Genomic DNA, 15641 nt, shown 5'->3' with positions numbered 1-15641 from the left:
AACCACGAAATCGACGAAAGGCTCTAGCGCGGCAACGCTCTAGCGTTGCCGCCAGTCGTTCGCCAACGTCCAGCCGCCGGCAGCATCCTTAAGCTGCCAGTCTAGCCAGCCGTTCCGACTTGTCTGCGTGACAGCGCGCGATGCGGCAGAGAATGAGCCGAACGAAGCCTCGAAACCGCCGACGTTCAGCTTGCCACCCTCGATGACGCCCTCATGCTGTGTTCCGCCGTAGCTAAAGCGACACTCGGTTCCGTCGGGCGGAAAGCTCTCCACCTCAATGGTGATAGGTTGAACCACTGTCGTTGGGCGGACTGGAGCGGTCCAGATCGTTCGAGCGATCGCAAAAAGCGAGGCGCCGCGCTGAGCAATCGTTGTCTCGTTCCATTCATCGTAGGCGTTCAGCTCGCGGTTGAGCGCCAAGCTCGAATGGGAGCGCACCGCCACAATCTTTTTCGAGTAGGGCCCGTTCGATACCGAGGTGTTGAGAGGACCGGTCAGAAGGGTCAGATTGCCGAACACGTCGATCACAGCATCCCGCTCCATACGAGCGGTGAGATAGTCGGGGTCGGTCTGCTGCTCCGCAGGATCGAGGTGAGCGAACCCTGGTATCGACCAGTTCTCCTGCCAGCGTTGCGGCATGATATGTTCAAGCGTCAGATCCGACTTGATCTCGATGTCCTCGTTGAGGGTCGAGCGCTTCGCCAGCTCAATCGCCTCGAAGACGTAGCGAAGGCGGGGTTGCCGAGCTGTCTTGTATTGCGCCTGTGCCAGCCATTTCCGCTGCCATTCGATATCGTCAGGCCAACGGTCGATGTCGGACTGCCGAGTCGATAGATACTCGACCAAGGCATCGATTTGGCTGCCTTCCGCCATGCGTAGACGATCGATGATCCCGATGAAGAAGCGGTTGTAGGCCTTCGTCGTGAGGCCACAGATATCCCGTCGCATGATGAAGCTCTCTAGCGCCGACAGAGCCGTCTCTAAATCAGTAGCGAGGCTCGGCTCGGTAGCGATATAGATGACCAGCGGCATGGCGGTCGAAACGTCGAAGGCGTCAGCAAAGCGGCCGAACCTACCGATCGGATCGGTGGGCGTCTGGTCGAACAGGCGCTTCTCGATCGCGGCGGTCGCTGTGATCGCCTCGAGCTCCATCGTGACATCCGCGAAGGGACGCTTGGTCAGGATCCAGCGTCGATAGTTTTCGAAGAGCGTCTCGACGGACACGACGTCGCCGATCTGCATTGATAGGTGGTCGGTCAGCATCCAGTCGAGCCTGGTCCGCGATTGCCGTCCACGCGAGGCCGTCTGGCTCCAGAAGGCACGATCGAGTGGCAGCCAATGTTTCTCGTAGAGCTTGTCGACCAGGAGTGAGTGATCTGCCTGACCGAGACCCTTGGCGCGCTGGAAGATGAAGTTGCGCATGAGGTCGCCGGGCGTGAGGTCCACACCTCGGCTGTTCAGCGTCTCGAAGATGGTCTGCGGGTCGTCGCCGCCTTCGAGCTCGATAGAGACGATCGCCAAGCCTTCCTTTAGGGCTTCGAAGATGATTTCGAGCCGGTGCTCATTAAACGTATCTGCCTTACCAACCTGATTCTCGATCTTGTCCCGGAAGAAGGCATGCGCCGCCACGGAGCGTCGCACGAAGCCATCTTCGTCGACAGGCTTCGATCCGTATAGCTCCAGATCAACCTCGGGATCGACGATGCCGATAAAGGCTCTACGGTCGCTGAGTGACGGCCACAGCTTGAAGCGCTCGACTTCCGGCTTCTCCATCACGCCGTCGTTGACAAGATACTTTTCAAGCTCGGCAGCATAGCGCGAGCCGTTTGCCCTAGCGACGTCGCGTAGGGCCGCGATGAAGATCTGAAATGTTGTCAGCCGCTGCTGACCATCGATGATCTCGTAGGCCTGGACCTGCCTGCCGAACGTTTTGATCTGAGCGATAACCATCGCGCCCATGAAATGTGGCGTCAGAGACGTGCGGTCCTCGCCTAGGCGGCCGACCGAGCGCAGGATGTCTTCCCAAAGAAGCTCTAACTGTGGTTCGGCCTTCCATGCGTACTGACGCTGATAAAGGGGGATAAGGAAGCGCTTCTTGCCATCAAAAAGCTCGATGATCGAGCGGGTGTAAGGTTTCAAGGTTTCCCCAGTTCTTATTGAATGCCAGGGGCAGCTTGCCTCGATCACTGCTCTTTCGGCTAGCGGGATTTATCGAGATCCAGGTCAAACTCGCCGTTGACCGGCTCAGTTCGCGGTAGCCGCCATCTTATTCCAGCGGTGCGGTCACAACATCGCTACGCTGCTGAATGGGCTGACTGCCTACCCGAGCTGAATTATCCACATCGAGCGCCGCCGAGCCCTGTCAATTCGCAATGTGGGCTATAATGAGGGTTGCCGCGAACCCCAAGGCAGGAAACTTATAAATTTTAATGGCTTAGTAGGGCTTCTGGCGGAGAAGGGGGGATTCGAACCCCCGATACGGTCACCCGTATGCCGCATTTCGAGTGCGGTGCATTCGACCACTCTGCCACCTCTCCGAGGCGGACCATATCGTGGAAAGCGGGCGGCTTGTCTAGGGATTTTATCGCGCTGCCTGCAGGTTTTTGCCACCGACTTGCAGCGTGGCGAGGCAGACCGCCTGCGGGAAAGGGCCTTGCGGATCGTTTGGGGCGGCCTTGCGAAGTGCTGACCCGGCCTTGCAGCCTTGACGTTTTGCCCCTCCTCGTCTAAGGACGCGCCCGATGGATGTGGGTTACCACGCCCTCTCGGCGGCATGTCCGGCTTCGGCCAAGGCGCTGTCGGATAGACCCGGACCCAAAACCGGCACGACCCAAGAACAACAAGAAGACGGCCCGGCAGCGTCCGAGGCTCGATCGCAGAAGGAAATTCCATGTTCGCAGTGATCAAGACCGGCGGCAAGCAGTACCGCGTCGTCGCCAACGATGAATTCGAGATCGAGCGCGTCCCCGGCGTCGCCGGTGATGCCGTCACCTTTGCCGAGGTGCTGATGCTCGGCACGACGATCGGCGCGCCCTTCGTGGCCGGCGCCACCGTCACCGGCGAGATCGTCGAGCAGACCCGCGGCCCGAAGGTCATCTCGTTTAAGAAACGCCGTCGCCAGAATTCCAAGCGCACCCGCGGCCACCGCCAGGACCTGACGCTGATCCGCATCGGCGAGATCCTCGCCGCGGGCCAGACGGCTTCCGAGAAGCCGGCCCGCACCGAGGCTCCGGTCAAGGCTGAGAAGCCTGTTGAGTCCGAGACCGCGTCGACCAGCGACGTGAGCGAGACCGCCGACGCGCCGAAGAAGGCAAAGGCCCCCGCCAAGCCGCGCGCCAAGAAGACCGCCGAGGACACTTCGGCCGAATAATCCCGGTCGATCCCGATCTTCCCCGCCATGGCCAGCCCATGCCGGGGAAAGACCGGGGCCGGCAGCAGAAGATGGATCGTCGCACGGCCCCGCAAGGGGCGGCAGAAGCCTGAAGACTTTCAGGTCGCCACCGTGCAACACTAGAACATACAGCCCAAGCAGCCCGAGGCGGCGGCGAACGGCGACAGGAGAGATTCCATGGCACATAAGAAAGCAGGCGGCTCGTCCCGCAACGGTCGCGATTCCGAGTCGAAGCGCCTCGGCGTGAAGAAGTCCGGTGGCCAGGCGGTCATCCCGGGCAACATCATCGTGCGCCAGCGCGGCACCCAGTGGCACCCGGGCGCCGGCGTCGGCATCGGCCGCGACCACACCATCTTCGCGACCGTAGACGGCATCGTCACCTTCCAGACCAAGGCCCAGGGCCGCGCCTATATTTCGGTCATGCCGAAAGCCATCGCCGCAGAATGACCGGAGCCGATCGCGCGCCGGTGTCCCACGACCCCGGCGCTGCGATCCGACCCTGACGGTCGATGGTCCGAAGCGAGATCAGGGGAGATGGGCCGCCATCTTCCCTTTTTTTCGTTCGCAAGGACCGATGCCGTGGACCACCCGCTGGACAGCCTGCTGGAAGAACCCCTCGAACCGATCGTCACCTGGCGTCTGCGCCTGCGCCGCCCGGTGATGGCGGATGCGCCCGAGATGGCGCGGCTCGCCGACGATCCGGCGCTGGCGCGCATGATGGCGCGCCTGCCGCATCCCTATACGATCGAGCACGCGCACGCCTTTCTGGAGAACGTGGCGGGCGAGATGGTGTTCGCGGTCACCGACAGCGCGACCGGTGCCTTCCTCGGCCTCTGCGGTCTCCGGCCGACGCGGCGGCCGCGTGCGGTCGACCTCGGCTATTGGATCGGCCAGCCGCACTGGGGCCAGGGCTTCTGCACCGAAGCCGTCCAGGCGATGGTGGACCTTGCCTTCACCCGGCTCGATATCGATCAGGTGTGTGCCGACTGCCGGGTCATTAATCTGGCATCGCGGCGGGTACTGGAGAAATGCGGCTTCCAGCAGCGCGGCACCGGTACCTTCGTGTCGGTCTCGGCCGGGCGGGTGGCGAGCGAGGATTTCCACCTCGATCGCCGGGCATGGAAGGCCTTGAAGGCTTGGGGACGAGCATGACCGCGACGAGACGCAAACGCCTGACGACATCGCTGCTGGTGCTGGTGGTGCTGGGGCTCGGCTGGCTCGGTCTGAAGGCCATGGCCGGCGGCGCCTTCGCCGAGCCGCCCGCGGCCGATGCCGGCGGCGGCTTTGCCCTGGAGCGTTTCTTCGACGGATCGAGCCAGAGCCAAGGCGAGATCGATACCGCCTATGTCTCGGCCGAGACATTCACCGCCGGCTTCACCGGCACGGCGACGGCCGAGAGCCTGGCACTCGACGAGCGGTTCCACTTCGCCAAGGGCGACCGGCTGCAGCGCTGGACCCTCGCCGTCCGTCCCGGCGGGCGCTATGAGGGAACGGTCGAGACCGAGAGCGGCAAGGGCGTCTTGAGCGCGCCGGTGCCGGTCAGCGGCTACAAGACGGCGGACGGCGTCGTCCTGGATTATGACGGCTATGCGCCGGGCGGCGGATCGCTCGTCCTGCACTTCCGGCACGTGATGCAGGCGCAGCCGGACGGCACGGTGCTGAACAGGGCTCAGGTCTCGAAAGCCGGGATCCCGGTGGCCGGCGCCCGCGTCGTCTTCTCCAAGCCGACGACAGCGCCCTGAGCCCTCAGCCCTGATCGGCAGGCCGACGCCTGTCCGGGCGCTCCGCAGATCGCGCGGTGCCCATACGAGTTTCATGAGGACGGGCCTTCGCGCCGGCCCTTGATTTCACTAGAATGATGCCGGCCCGGTGACCTCACCCCTGCCGGGACGCGCGGAAAGACATGCCATGAAGTTCCTCGACCAGGCCAAGGTCTACATCCGATCGGGCGACGGCGGCGCCGGCGCGGTCTCGTTCAAGCGCGAGAAGTTCATCGAGTTCGGCGGGCCGGACGGCGGCGATGGCGGCCGCGGCGGCGATGTCTTCGTCGAGGCGGTCTCCGGGCTCAACACCCTCATCGACTACCGCTACCAGCAGCATTTCCGGGCGAAGACCGGCGTCCATGGCATGGGCCGCGACCGCGCCGGTGGCAAGGGCGACAGCGTCACGCTGAAGGTGCCGATCGGCACCCAGGTCTTCGCCGAGGACGGCGAGACGCTGCTCTGCGACCTCACCTTCATCGGCCAGAAGCACCGCATCGCCGCCGGCGGCAATGGCGGCTTCGGCAATGCCTATTTCAAGACCTCGGTAAACCAGGCGCCGCGCCGCGCCAATCCCGGCATCGAGGGCGAGGAACTGACGATCTGGCTGAAGCTGAAGCTGATCGCCGATGCCGGCGTCGTCGGCCTGCCGAATGCCGGCAAGTCGACGTTCCTCGCCAGCGTCACCGCGGCCCGCCCGAAGATCGCCGACTATCCGTTCACGACGCTGCACCCGAACCTCGGCGTTGCGACCGTCGACGGTGCCGAGTTCATCCTCGCCGACATTCCCGGCCTGATCGAGGGCGCGCACGAGGGCGTCGGCATCGGCGACCGCTTCCTCAGCCATGTCGAGCGCACCCGCGTGCTGCTGCACCTCGTCTCGGCGACCGAGGACGATGTCGGCTATGCCTACAAGACCGTGCGCGCGGAGCTCGAGGCCTATGGCGGCGGCCTTACCGACAAGCCGGAGATCGTCGCGCTGTCGAAGATCGACGCGCTGACGCCCGAGGACAAGAAGGCCAAGCTGAAGGAGCTCGCGCGCGCCTGTGGCCGTCCGCCGCTGCAGATTTCCGCCGTCAGCCGCGAGGGCATGACCGAGGTGCTGCGCCAGTTGCGGCGCGAGATCGTCGGCATGGACGAGGCAGAGGAAGAGGTCGTCGACGAGACCCGCTGGGACAGCCTGCCCGAGGGCGCCGACCCCAGATGACCGCTGCCGCCACGCTCGATGCCTCCCGCCGGCTCGTCGTCAAGATCGGCTCGGCCCTCCTCGTCGACCGCCAGACGGGCCTGCGACAGGATTGGCTGACGTCGCTTGTCGCCGATGTCGCAGCCCTCGCCGCCGGGGGCCGCGAGGTGCTGATCGTCTCGTCCGGCGCCATCGCCCTCGGCCGCAAGATCCTGAAGCTGGCCCCGGGCACGCTGAAGCTCGAGGAGAGCCAGGCGGCGGCCGCCGTCGGGCAGATCGCGCTCGCCCGGGCCTATGCCGAGCGGCTCGGCGACCACGGGCTCGAGGCCGGGCAGATCCTCCTGACCCTCGGCGATACCGAGGAGCGGCGCCGCTACCTCAACGCGCGCGCCACCGTCGGCACGCTGCTGCAGTTCGGCGCCGTGCCGGTGATCAACGAGAACGACACGGTGGCGACCGCCGAGATCCGCTACGGCGACAACGACCGCCTCGCCGCGCGCGTCGCCACCATGATGTCCGCCGATCTCCTCATCCTGCTGTCGGATATCGACGGGCTCTACACCGCGCCCCCCGCCCTCGACCCAGAGGCCCGGCACATCCCGCTGGTCGAGCGGATCACGCCGGCGATCGAGGCGATGGCGGGCGTTGCGGCGTCGGAATATTCGCGCGGCGGCATGAAGACCAAGATCGACGCCGGCAAGATCGCGACCGCCGCGGGGGCGGCGATGATCATCACCGCCGGCGACCGGCTGAACCCGCTTGCCGCCATCGCCCGGGGCGACAAGGCGACGCTGTTCCTGCCGACCGCCAACCCCGTCACCGCCCGCAAGCGGTGGATCGCCGGGCATCTCAACACCGCGGGCCGGCTGATCGTCGACGACGGCGCCGTGCGGGCGCTGATGTCGGGCAAGAGCCTGCTGCCCGCCGGCGTCAAGGCGGTCGAGGGTGATTTCGGCCGTGGCGATACCATCGTCGTGGCCGCCGAGGACGGCAGGGAGGTCGCGCGCGGCCTCGTCGCCTATGACGGGGCCGAGGCGCGCCTCGTGGCGGGGCTCCGGTCCTCGGAGATCGAGGCGGCGCTCGGCTATGCCCCGCGCACGGCGATGATCCACCGCGACGATCTCGTCCTCGAACGCCAGTTCCGCGACGCCGGCGAAATCGCCTGAGGAAGAAGACATGCTGGACACGGTCCATTCCAACACCATCGAGACGCTGATGCTGGACATCGGCGCCCGCGCCCGCCGGGCAGCGCGCACGCTGGCGCTCGCCCCGACCGCGCAGAAGAACGCCGCGCTTGACGCGATGGCAAAGGCGGTGGAAGCCCGCGCCGACGCGATCCTTGCGGCCAATGCGCAGGACTTGGCGAGAGCGGGCGCTGCCGGCATGAGCGGCGCGCTCGTCGACCGGCTGACGCTCGACGCTGCGCGCGTCGCCGGCATTGCCAGCGCCATCCGCGACATCGCGGCGCTGGCCGATCCGGTCGGCGCGACGATCACCGAGTGGGACCGGCCGAACGGCCTGCGCATTTCCCGTGTGCGCACCCCGCTCGGCGTCATCGGGGTGATCTACGAGAGCCGCCCGAACGTCACCGCCGATGCCGGCGCGCTGTGCCTGAAGGCCGGCAATGCCGTCATCCTGCGCGGCGGCTCGGACTCGGCCGCATCGTCCGCGGCGATCCATGCCGCCCTTGTCGAGGGCCTGGAGGCTGCCGGCCTTCCCGCCGACGCCATCCAGATCGTCCCGACGCCGGACCGGGCAGCGGTCGGCGAGATGCTGACCGGCCTCGACGGCGCCATCGACGTCATCGTGCCCCGCGGCGGCCGTTCGCTCGTCGCCCGTGTCCAGAAGGAGGCGCGGGTGCCGCTCTTCGCCCATCTCGAAGGCCTCTGCCACGTCTACGTCGACGGCGCGGCCGACCTTGCCATGGCCGAGGCGATTGTCGTCAACGCCAAGATGCGCCGCACCGGCGTCTGTGGCTCGGCCGAGACGCTGCTCGTCGACCGCGCCGTCGCCTCGACCCATCTGGTGCCACTGCTGACCGCGCTTGCCGCCGCCGGCTGCGAGATCCGCGCCGACGCGGACGCGCGGGCACTGTTCCCGTCAGCCCACGCCGCATCGGCCGAGGACTGGGACACCGAATATCTCGACGCGATCATCACGGTCGCCCTCGTCGACGGCATCGAGGGCGCCATCGCCCACATCGAGCGCCACTCCTCGCACCACACAGAAGCGATCGTCACCGACGATCCGGCGACGGCGGAGCGCTTCCTCTCCAGCCTCGATTCGGCGATCCTCCTGCACAACGCCTCGACCCAGTTCGCCGATGGCGGCGAGTTCGGCATGGGCGCCGAGATCGGCATCGCCACCGGCAAGATGCACGCGCGCGGCCCGGTGGGCGTCGAGCAGCTGACCAGCTTCAACTACCGCGTCTCCGGTACCGGCCAGATCAGGCCGTGACCTTCGACGAGGAGGCTGGCATGCCGGCGGTGCCGCCCGCGGCGCTGCGCCTGCCGCACACCGAGCGGGGCATGCGGGTCGGCCTGTTCGGGGGCTCGTTCAACCCGCCGCACGACGGACATCTGCTGGTGGCGGAAACCGCGATGCGCCGCCTGAAGCTCGACCGTCTCTGGTGGATCGTCACCCCCGGCAATCCGCTGAAGCATCCGGGCGTCCTGAAACCCCTGGCCGAGCGCATCGCCGCATCGGAGAGGCTGGCGCGCGATCCGCGGATCGACGTCACCGCCTTCGAGGCCGCCCACCACCTGCGCTATACCGCCGACACCCTGGCGCTGGTCCGGCGGCTGAAGCCGGGCGTGCGCTTCGTCTGGATCATGGGCGCCGACAGCCTCGCCTCGTTCCACCGCTGGCAGGCCTGGCGGCGGATCGCCGCGACCTATCCGATCGCCGTCGTCGACCGTCCCGGCGCGACGCTGGCGCTCCTCTCCTCGCCGATGGCCAAGACCTTCGCGCCAATGCGGCTGGCCGAGGAGAACGCCGCCGCCCTGCCGTTCTGCGACGCGCCGGCCTGGGTCTTCCTGCACGGCCCACGCTCGCCGACCTCGTCGAGCGCCCTCCGCGACCGCGGCGCGGCGTCTTGAAACTGCCACCGAACCCTGCCTATCTTCAAAGAGGCGCCGGGACATGACGTCCCCTCTCCGCCGTGACAAAGGAACAACGACACTGACACCTGCCCCAAAGACGGAGGACGCCCTCGCGAGCGCTCCTGCCGAGGCTGCCCCGAGCGAAACCAAGCTCGGCCGGACCGCCATCGACGTCGTGATTTCGAGCCTTGAGGACTCGAAGGGCGAAAACATCCTGAGCATCGACCTGAAGGGCAAGTCCGCCCTCGCCGACCACCTGGTGATCGTTTCCGGTCGCTCCAACCGCCACGTCTCCGCTGTCGCGGATCACGTTCTGCGCGACCTGAAAGAGGCCGGCCACGGCATGTGCAAGGTCGAAGGCCTGCAGAATGGCGACTGGGTCCTGATCGACGCGGGCGACATCATCGTCCACATCTTCCGGCCGGAAGTGCGTGCCTTCTACAATCTCGAAAAGATGTGGTCGGTCGGCGATGCCGGAGACGCGACGGTCCATTGACCGTCGCAGAAATACTCCCTGCCGATGCTGGCCGCCGCCAGCCGGCAAGGCATAGACCGTTGACGACGTTGAGCTTTCCGAGCCCGCGACCGAGTCGGCGGCTGTCATGCGCCTGACGATCGCGGCGATCGGCCGGATGAAGTCCGGGCCGGAACGCGAGCTTGCAAACCGCTATCTCGAGCGTCTCGCCAAGAGCGGCGCGCCGCTGGGTCTCGACTATGCCGGCCTCGGCGAGCACGCGGAATCGCGGGCCGCGGGGGTCGTCGAGCGCAAGCGCGACGAGGCTGCGCGTCTTGTCGCACCCTTGCCCGACAAGACCGTCCTGATCGCGCTCGACGAGACCGGCAAGGCGCTGTCGTCGGAGGAATTCGCGGCCGAACTCGGACGGCTCCGGGACGAGGGGATCCGCGATATCGCCTTGTTGATCGGCGGACCGGACGGGCTCGATCCTGACTTGCGCTCCCGCGCGCGGCTCGTCCTGTCGCTCGGCCGGATGACCTGGCCACACCAGATCGCGCGCATGCTCCTCGCCGAGCAGATCTACCGCGCCACGACGATCCTCGCCGGACACCCCTATCACCGGTCCTGATCCCGCCATCCCCACGCGCGACATATCGGCAACAATCCCCGGCGGAAATAGATAGCCTGACATTTATCTGCCATCAGACGTTTCTCCGCCATGAGCTTGCCGTGGTCCGCGGCGAGCCTTTGCGCAGACCGGGCGACGGCGCCATGGTTGATGCATTGTTAAGGAGGCGGCGCTATCGTGCCGCGTCCTCTGGCCGAAAGGTTGAGGGTGCCGATCCCGGCCGTGCCGGAAAACGCAATCTCTCAGGCGATCAGGGACGCTCTTGCAGGCCACAGCCGCACACGACAGGCGACCGCACGCATCCCGCCGGCTTCTGGCCGCCGCGGCGCTCTGCCTGGCGCTGGTCGCGCCGGGGCTGAGCCTTGCCGAGGGCGAGCCGCCGGCGCCGGCTCCGACCGGCGACATCGTCGGCAGCATCAGCCGCGTGCTGATCCTCGAGGGCGAGCGCAAGCGCAATGCCGAGGAACTCGCCGGCATTTCCAACAGCATTCAGCTCAGCCAGCAGAGCGTGCAGTCGCTCGATGCCGAGATCGCCGCGCTCGCCGAGGACCGCGGCCGTATCCGCGACGCCATGATCGCCGCGGCCGCCCAGCAGCAGGCGATCGAGAAGGAGATCGCTGCGACCGAAAAGCGCATCGACGCACTGGCCGGCGACGAGGCGAGCCTCAAGGCCTCGCTGCGCGAACGCCGAGGCCTGCTGGCGGAAGTCCTCGGCGCGCTGGAACGGATGGGCCGCAAGCCGCCGCCGGCGCTGCTGGTCAAGCCGGACGATGCGCTCGGATCGGTGCGCAGCGCGATCCTCCTCGGCGCCGTCGTGCCGGGCATCCGCAAGGAGACCGAAAAGCTCGCCGGCGACCTGAAGCAGCTGGCCGCGGTCAAGCGCGACATCGCCACCGAGAAGCAGCGCTTCGTCGACGGCCGCACCCGGCAGAAGGAAGAAGAGGCGCGGCTCGCCCGGCTGTTCGAGGAAAAGCAGCGGCTGGAGACCGACAACCGCAGCCGGCGTGAGGCCGAACGCGCGCATGCGGCCGAGCTGGCCGCCAAGGCGAACAGCCTGCAGGAACTGATCGCCTCGCTGGAGAACGAGACGGCCAGCGCCCGCGCGGCGGAGGCGGCGGCGCAGAAGGTCGCGGCCGCAAAGCGCGCCGCCGAGGCGGAAGCTGCAAGCATCGCCGAGGTGGAGCGCGAGAAGGCCGTGCGCGAAGCCGCCCGCGCCGTCCCCGAGACCGACGGGCCAGCCCAGTCGGGCCAGCCGGGCCAGCCGGACCAGCCAGCCTCGACCCCGCCTGCGCCTGCCGTGGCCGAACAGACGCCGACCACGATGACGGAAGCCGAGAAGAGCTATGACATAGCGTCACTTCGCCGTGACATGGCGCACATCGAACCGGTCGCCGCATTTTCGACAATGAAAGGCCGTCTGACAGCACCTGTATCCGGTGCCCTGCAGGTGGCCTATGGCGGCAGCGACGGCATCGGTCGGCCTTCGTCGGGGGTCTCCTTCTCGGCGCGTCCGGGTGACCTCGTAACTGCCCCTGCGGATGGCCGCGTGCTCTATTCCGGACCCTTCCGGTCCTATGGACAGCTCTTGATACTTGACGCGGGCGATGGCTATCATGTTGTCCTTGCGGGCATGAACGAGATCGACGTCGAGGTCGGCCAATTCGTGCTATCGGGAGAGCCCGTCGCGGTCATGGGCACGCGGAGACTGGCCAGTGCGGCCGGAGCGGAGTTCGGCGCAGAAGAGCCGGCGCTCTATGTGGAATTTCGCAAGAACGGGAAACCGGTCGATCCGACTCCTTGGTGGACGGTGGGACCTTCTGGAAGGACGAGGAATGATTCGTAAGCTCTCGATACTCTTCGCCGGCGCGCTCATGGGCGCGACCGCGATGACCGTGTTCGTCGGCCAGCAGTCGGGTGTCGCCAATGCGGCGGGCTCGGATACCTATCGCCAGCTGGCGATCTTCGGTGACGTGTTCGAGCGCGTCCGCGCCCAGTATGTCGACGTTCCCGACGACCAGAAGCTGATCGAGACCGCCATCAACGGCATGCTGACCCAGCTCGACCCGCATTCGAGCTACATGAACGCCAAGGAAGCGGCGGACATGCGCACCGAGACGCGCGGCCAGTTCGGCGGCCTCGGCATCGAGGTCACCATGGAGAACGAGCTGGTCAAGGTCGTATCGCCGTTCGAGGGCACGCCCGCCGACAAGGCCGGCGTCCTCGCCGGCGACCTGATCGCCGAGATCAACGGCGAGCAGGTCCGCGGCCTGACGCTCGCCCAGGCGGTCGAGAAGATGAAGGGCGACATCGGCACCTCCGTCGCCCTCACCATCGTGCGCGAAGGCGCGGCCAAGCCCGTCCGCCTGTCGATCAAGCGCGACGAGATCAAGGTCCCCTCGGTCCGCCACACGGTCGAGAACGACGTCGGCTACATCAAGCTCTTGAAGTTCAACGAGCAGACCACGGTCGGCATGGAAGAGGCGATCGCCGACATCGAGTCGAAGATCCCGGCCGACAAGCTGAAGGGCTTCGTGCTGGATCTCCGCCGCAACCCGGGCGGCCTGCTCGACGAGGCGGTCAGCGTCTCCGACGCCTTCCTCGACAACGGCGAGATCGTCTCCACCCGCGGCCGCAACGCCGAGGAAACCCGCCGCTACAACGCCCGCGGCGGTGACGACATCAAGGGCAAGCCGCTGGTCGTGCTCGTCAATGGCGGCTCCGCCTCGGCCTCCGAGATCGTCGCCGGCGCGCTGCAGGACCAGCGCCGCGCCACCGTCGTCGGCTCGCGCTCGTTCGGCAAGGGCTCGGTGCAGACCATCATCCCGCTCGGCGCCAACGGCGCGCTGCGCCTGACCACGGCGCTCTACTACACGCCTTCGGGCCGCTCCATCCAGGGCCGCGGCATCGACCCCGACATCACCGTCGCCCAGCCGCTGCCGGACGACATCAAGAAGCAGATGGGCCTCGACACCGAGGACGAGGTCGTGCGCGGCGAATCCGGCCTTCGCGGTCACATCACCGGAAACGAGGAAAATGCCGAAGGCTCCGGCTCGCTCGACTACGTCCCGCCGGAGGCCAAGGACGACCTGCAGCTGAACTACGCCTACGAGCTGCTGCGCGGCACCAAGACCGACGCCAACTTCCCGCCGAAGGGCGACAAGCGCGCCGCCAAGTAAGGCCCGCTTCCACCCGGCGATCAGACCCACCCCGGCGCCGCAGGCGCCGGGGTTTTTCTTTGCCTGCGCACCGTCTGCCCGTGCAAGCTGCCTTTCATCGGGGGCAGGCGAGCCCCGGTCCAGCTTGCCGCTGTAGGTCCGGCTATGTTCGACGATCTCGACCGGCCGCTCGGGCGCGACAGGCCTCCGCGCAAGACATTGAGGCGCCCCGCGAGGCGCACGGTTCTCTGCGCCGCCGGGTTCCTGCTTCTTGCCGGCGCCTCGGCCGCCACCGTCCTCACCCAGCCGCGCCTGCGCCAGGTCGACGTCTTCGCCGAGCGCGACGCCAGGCAAGCGGCCGAGGCAAAGCGCCTTGCTACGGCGGCCCCAGCCCCGCTGACCCCTCTGCCGCGCACCCCGAAGATCGTTGCCGCGCCGCTCCCCGATCCCGCTTTGCCGACCATCACCTATCCGCCGGACGAAACCGGCATGGCCGGCCAGCTAATCACCGTCGATGCCGCGGGTTCGCTGCGCCAACCGGCGACCATGGCAGCAAACCCCGACGACGCGCTCCTCGAGCCGAGCGATGCCGGCCCGCTGCCGGTGCGCGGACCCGATGGACGGCGGCCCTTCGACGTCTATGCCGCCACCCCCAGCAGCGACGTCGGCGTGCGCATCGCGCTCGTCGTCGGTGGTCTCGGCATCAGCCAGACCGGCACGCAGGCTGCCATCCGTTCGCTGCCGGCGGGCGTCACGCTCGGCTTTGCTGCGGCGGGCAACAGCCTGGACCGCTGGATGCAGGATGCGCGCCGTGGCGGCCACGAGCTGGTCCTGCAGGTGCCGATGGAGCCTTTCGGCTATCCGCAGACGACGCCCGGCTCGCATACGGTCATCGCCGAGGACGCCAGCGCCGGTCGCTTCGACGCCCTCCTCTGGTCGCTCGGGCGGACCACCAACTATGTCGGCGTGATGAACTACATGGGCGCCCGGCTCAGCGCCGATCCCGCGGCCATCGGCGGGCTGCTCGGCGAACTTTCCCGCCGCGGCCTGATGTATCTCGACGATGCGAGTTCGCCCCGCAGCCTCGCCAAGGACGCCGCCCGCGAGGCCGGTGCGCCGTTCGCCGCCGCCAGCATTCTCCTCGACGCCGTCCAGCAGCGCGGGGCCGTCGAGAAGCAGCTGGCCGCCCTCGAGCGCATCGCCCGCGCCGACGGCAGCGCCATCGGCATCGCCTCGGCCTTCGACGTCTCGACCGCCGCGATCGCGGCTTGGATCGCGGAAGCCGAGACGCGCGGCGTGCGGATCGTCCCCCTCTCGGCCCTCGCCACCGACCCCGAGAGGCGATGAAGGACGCTTTTCCCTTGCCTCCCCGGCATGGCGCCCGATAACCCGGTCAGAGATCTCTGCCGGAGCGCTGCCATGAAGCCGATCGACTTCCACAACCTGCCCTATCGCCCGTGTGTCGGGATCATGGTGCTGAACGCCGCCGGCCATGTCTGGGTCGGCCGCCGCCTGGTCGAGGATCAAGGCGAGATGGAAGGCGCCACCGCACTCTGGCAGATGCCGCAGGGCGGCATCGACGAGGGTGAGGAGCCGCTGGATGCGGCCCGCCGCGAACTCTACGAGGAGACCGGGATCCGCTCCGCCGAGCTGCTCGGCGAGTCCGAGGGCTGGATCGACTACGACCTGCCCCCCGCCCTCGTCGGCATCGCCCTCAAGGGCCGTTACCGCGGGCAGACGCAAAAATGGTTCGCCTTCCGCTTTACCGGCGAGGAGAGCGAGATAGCCATCAACCCGCCGCCCGGCGGCCACTCCGCCGAATTCGACGAATGGGCCTGGAAGCCGATGGACGAGGTGCTGTCGCTGGTGGTCCCGTTCAAGCGCGTCGTCTACGACAAGGTGGTCGAAGGTTTCAGGCCTTTCGAACTGGTCTGACGGGCATCGTTCCAGACGCAAAAAAGCC

15 protein-coding genes and 1 tRNA gene are annotated in these 15641 nt (G+C 67.3%); 14 read left to right on the top strand and 2 right to left on the bottom strand.

The window, feature by feature from the left end:
* Window positions 1-39: 39 nt before the first annotated feature.
* Window positions 40-2139, bottom strand: coding sequence for a DUF262 domain-containing protein (locus tag ACZL02_RS20665; protein WP_472940763.1), 2100 nt, complete (start codon window positions 2137-2139; stop codon window positions 40-42).
* A gap of 308 nt (window positions 2140-2447) precedes the next feature.
* Window positions 2448-2537: transfer RNA gene (locus ACZL02_RS20660), tRNA-Ser, on the bottom strand.
* Between the two features lie 353 nt (window positions 2538-2890).
* Between ACZL02_RS20660 and rplU the strand changes: the two genes are divergently transcribed.
* The 14 genes from rplU (at window position 2891) to ACZL02_RS20590 (ending at window position 15613) form a co-directional block, all read left to right on the top strand.
* The gene (rplU, locus tag ACZL02_RS20655; protein ID WP_472940762.1) at window positions 2891-3370 is read left to right on the top strand and encodes a 50S ribosomal protein L21; all 480 of its coding nucleotides are present in this window, start codon (window positions 2891-2893) and stop codon (window positions 3368-3370) included.
* A gap of 198 nt (window positions 3371-3568) precedes the next feature.
* The gene (gene rpmA, locus ACZL02_RS20650) at window positions 3569-3838 is read left to right on the top strand and encodes a 50S ribosomal protein L27 (RefSeq protein ID WP_472935590.1); all 270 of its coding nucleotides are present in this window, start codon (window positions 3569-3571) and stop codon (window positions 3836-3838) included.
* An 87-nt stretch (window positions 3839-3925) separates the two neighbouring features.
* Complete coding sequence (locus tag ACZL02_RS20645; RefSeq protein ID WP_472940761.1) at window positions 3926-4543, top strand: GNAT family N-acetyltransferase; 618 nt, start codon at window positions 3926-3928, stop codon at window positions 4541-4543.
* On the top strand, window positions 4540-5133 hold the full coding sequence (locus ACZL02_RS20640; protein WP_472940760.1) for a DUF3833 family protein: 594 nt from the start codon (window positions 4540-4542) through the stop codon (window positions 5131-5133). Before ACZL02_RS20645 ends, ACZL02_RS20640 begins: the two co-directional genes overlap by 4 nt.
* A gap of 166 nt (window positions 5134-5299) precedes the next feature.
* Complete coding sequence (gene obgE, locus ACZL02_RS20635) at window positions 5300-6358, top strand: GTPase ObgE (protein ID WP_472940759.1); 1059 nt, start codon at window positions 5300-5302, stop codon at window positions 6356-6358.
* On the top strand, window positions 6355-7503 hold the full coding sequence (proB, locus tag ACZL02_RS20630) for a glutamate 5-kinase (RefSeq protein WP_472940758.1): 1149 nt from the start codon (window positions 6355-6357) through the stop codon (window positions 7501-7503). Before obgE ends, proB begins: the two co-directional genes overlap by 4 nt.
* A gap of 10 nt (window positions 7504-7513) precedes the next feature.
* A complete protein-coding gene (locus ACZL02_RS20625) occupies window positions 7514-8794 on the top strand; it encodes a glutamate-5-semialdehyde dehydrogenase (protein ID WP_472940757.1) in 1281 nt (426 codons plus the stop codon).
* A gap of 20 nt (window positions 8795-8814) precedes the next feature.
* Window positions 8815-9435 carry a nicotinate-nucleotide adenylyltransferase gene (locus tag ACZL02_RS20620; protein ID WP_472940809.1) on the top strand — a complete coding sequence of 207 codons (621 nt, stop codon included), beginning with the start codon at window positions 8815-8817 and terminating at the stop codon, window positions 9433-9435.
* Between the two features lie 43 nt (window positions 9436-9478).
* Window positions 9479-9934 carry a ribosome silencing factor gene (gene rsfS / locus ACZL02_RS20615; protein ID WP_472940756.1) on the top strand — a complete coding sequence of 152 codons (456 nt, stop codon included), beginning with the start codon at window positions 9479-9481 and terminating at the stop codon, window positions 9932-9934.
* Between the two features lie 106 nt (window positions 9935-10040).
* Window positions 10041-10523, top strand: coding sequence for a 23S rRNA (pseudouridine(1915)-N(3))-methyltransferase RlmH (rlmH, locus tag ACZL02_RS20610; protein ID WP_472940755.1), 483 nt, complete (start codon window positions 10041-10043; stop codon window positions 10521-10523).
* Window positions 10524-10785: 262 nt separating this feature from the next.
* Window positions 10786-12366, top strand: coding sequence for a murein hydrolase activator EnvC family protein (locus ACZL02_RS20605; protein WP_472940754.1), 1581 nt, complete (start codon window positions 10786-10788; stop codon window positions 12364-12366).
* Window positions 12356-13699 (top strand): S41 family peptidase, encoded by a 1344-nt coding sequence (locus ACZL02_RS20600; protein ID WP_472940753.1) that lies wholly within the window; start codon window positions 12356-12358, stop codon window positions 13697-13699. Before ACZL02_RS20605 ends, ACZL02_RS20600 begins: the two co-directional genes overlap by 11 nt.
* A 144-nt stretch (window positions 13700-13843) precedes the next feature.
* Complete coding sequence (locus ACZL02_RS20595) at window positions 13844-15025, top strand: divergent polysaccharide deacetylase family protein (protein WP_472940752.1); 1182 nt, start codon at window positions 13844-13846, stop codon at window positions 15023-15025.
* Window positions 15026-15097: 72 nt separating this feature from the next.
* Window positions 15098-15613, top strand: a complete 516-nt coding sequence (locus tag ACZL02_RS20590) for an RNA pyrophosphohydrolase (RefSeq protein ID WP_472940751.1) — start codon at window positions 15098-15100, stop codon at window positions 15611-15613.
* Window positions 15614-15641: the final 28 nt, after the last annotated feature.

The sequence above is a fragment of the Mesocryomonas fontinalis genome (genome assembly GCF_055730125.2).
This window is presented reverse-complemented; position numbering and strand designations above follow the sequence as displayed.

What these genes read in the sequence shown, in the direction of transcription:
- rplU (WP_472940762.1), top strand. Translation starts at nt 2,891, where the DNA reads ATGTTCGCAGTGATCAAGACCGGCGGCAAGCAGTACCGCGTCGTCGCC.
- rpmA (WP_472935590.1), top strand. Translation starts at nt 3,569, where the DNA reads ATGGCACATAAGAAAGCAGGCGGCTCGTCCCGCAACGGTCGCGATTCC.
- ACZL02_RS20645 (WP_472940761.1), top strand. Translation starts at nt 3,926, where the DNA reads ATGGGCCGCCATCTTCCCTTTTTTTCGTTCGCAAGGACCGATGCCGTG.
- ACZL02_RS20640 (WP_472940760.1), top strand. Translation starts at nt 4,540, where the DNA reads ATGACCGCGACGAGACGCAAACGCCTGACGACATCGCTGCTGGTGCTG.
- obgE (WP_472940759.1), top strand. Translation starts at nt 5,300, where the DNA reads ATGAAGTTCCTCGACCAGGCCAAGGTCTACATCCGATCGGGCGACGGC.
- proB (WP_472940758.1), top strand. Translation starts at nt 6,355, where the DNA reads ATGACCGCTGCCGCCACGCTCGATGCCTCCCGCCGGCTCGTCGTCAAG.
- ACZL02_RS20625 (WP_472940757.1), top strand. Translation starts at nt 7,514, where the DNA reads ATGCTGGACACGGTCCATTCCAACACCATCGAGACGCTGATGCTGGAC.
- ACZL02_RS20620 (WP_472940809.1), top strand. Translation starts at nt 8,815, where the DNA reads ATGCCGGCGGTGCCGCCCGCGGCGCTGCGCCTGCCGCACACCGAGCGG.
- rsfS (WP_472940756.1), top strand. Translation starts at nt 9,479, where the DNA reads ATGACGTCCCCTCTCCGCCGTGACAAAGGAACAACGACACTGACACCT.
- rlmH (WP_472940755.1), top strand. Translation starts at nt 10,041, where the DNA reads ATGCGCCTGACGATCGCGGCGATCGGCCGGATGAAGTCCGGGCCGGAA.
- ACZL02_RS20600 (WP_472940753.1), top strand. Translation starts at nt 12,356, where the DNA reads ATGATTCGTAAGCTCTCGATACTCTTCGCCGGCGCGCTCATGGGCGCG.
- ACZL02_RS20595 (WP_472940752.1), top strand. Translation starts at nt 13,844, where the DNA reads ATGTTCGACGATCTCGACCGGCCGCTCGGGCGCGACAGGCCTCCGCGC.
- ACZL02_RS20590 (WP_472940751.1), top strand. Translation starts at nt 15,098, where the DNA reads ATGAAGCCGATCGACTTCCACAACCTGCCCTATCGCCCGTGTGTCGGG.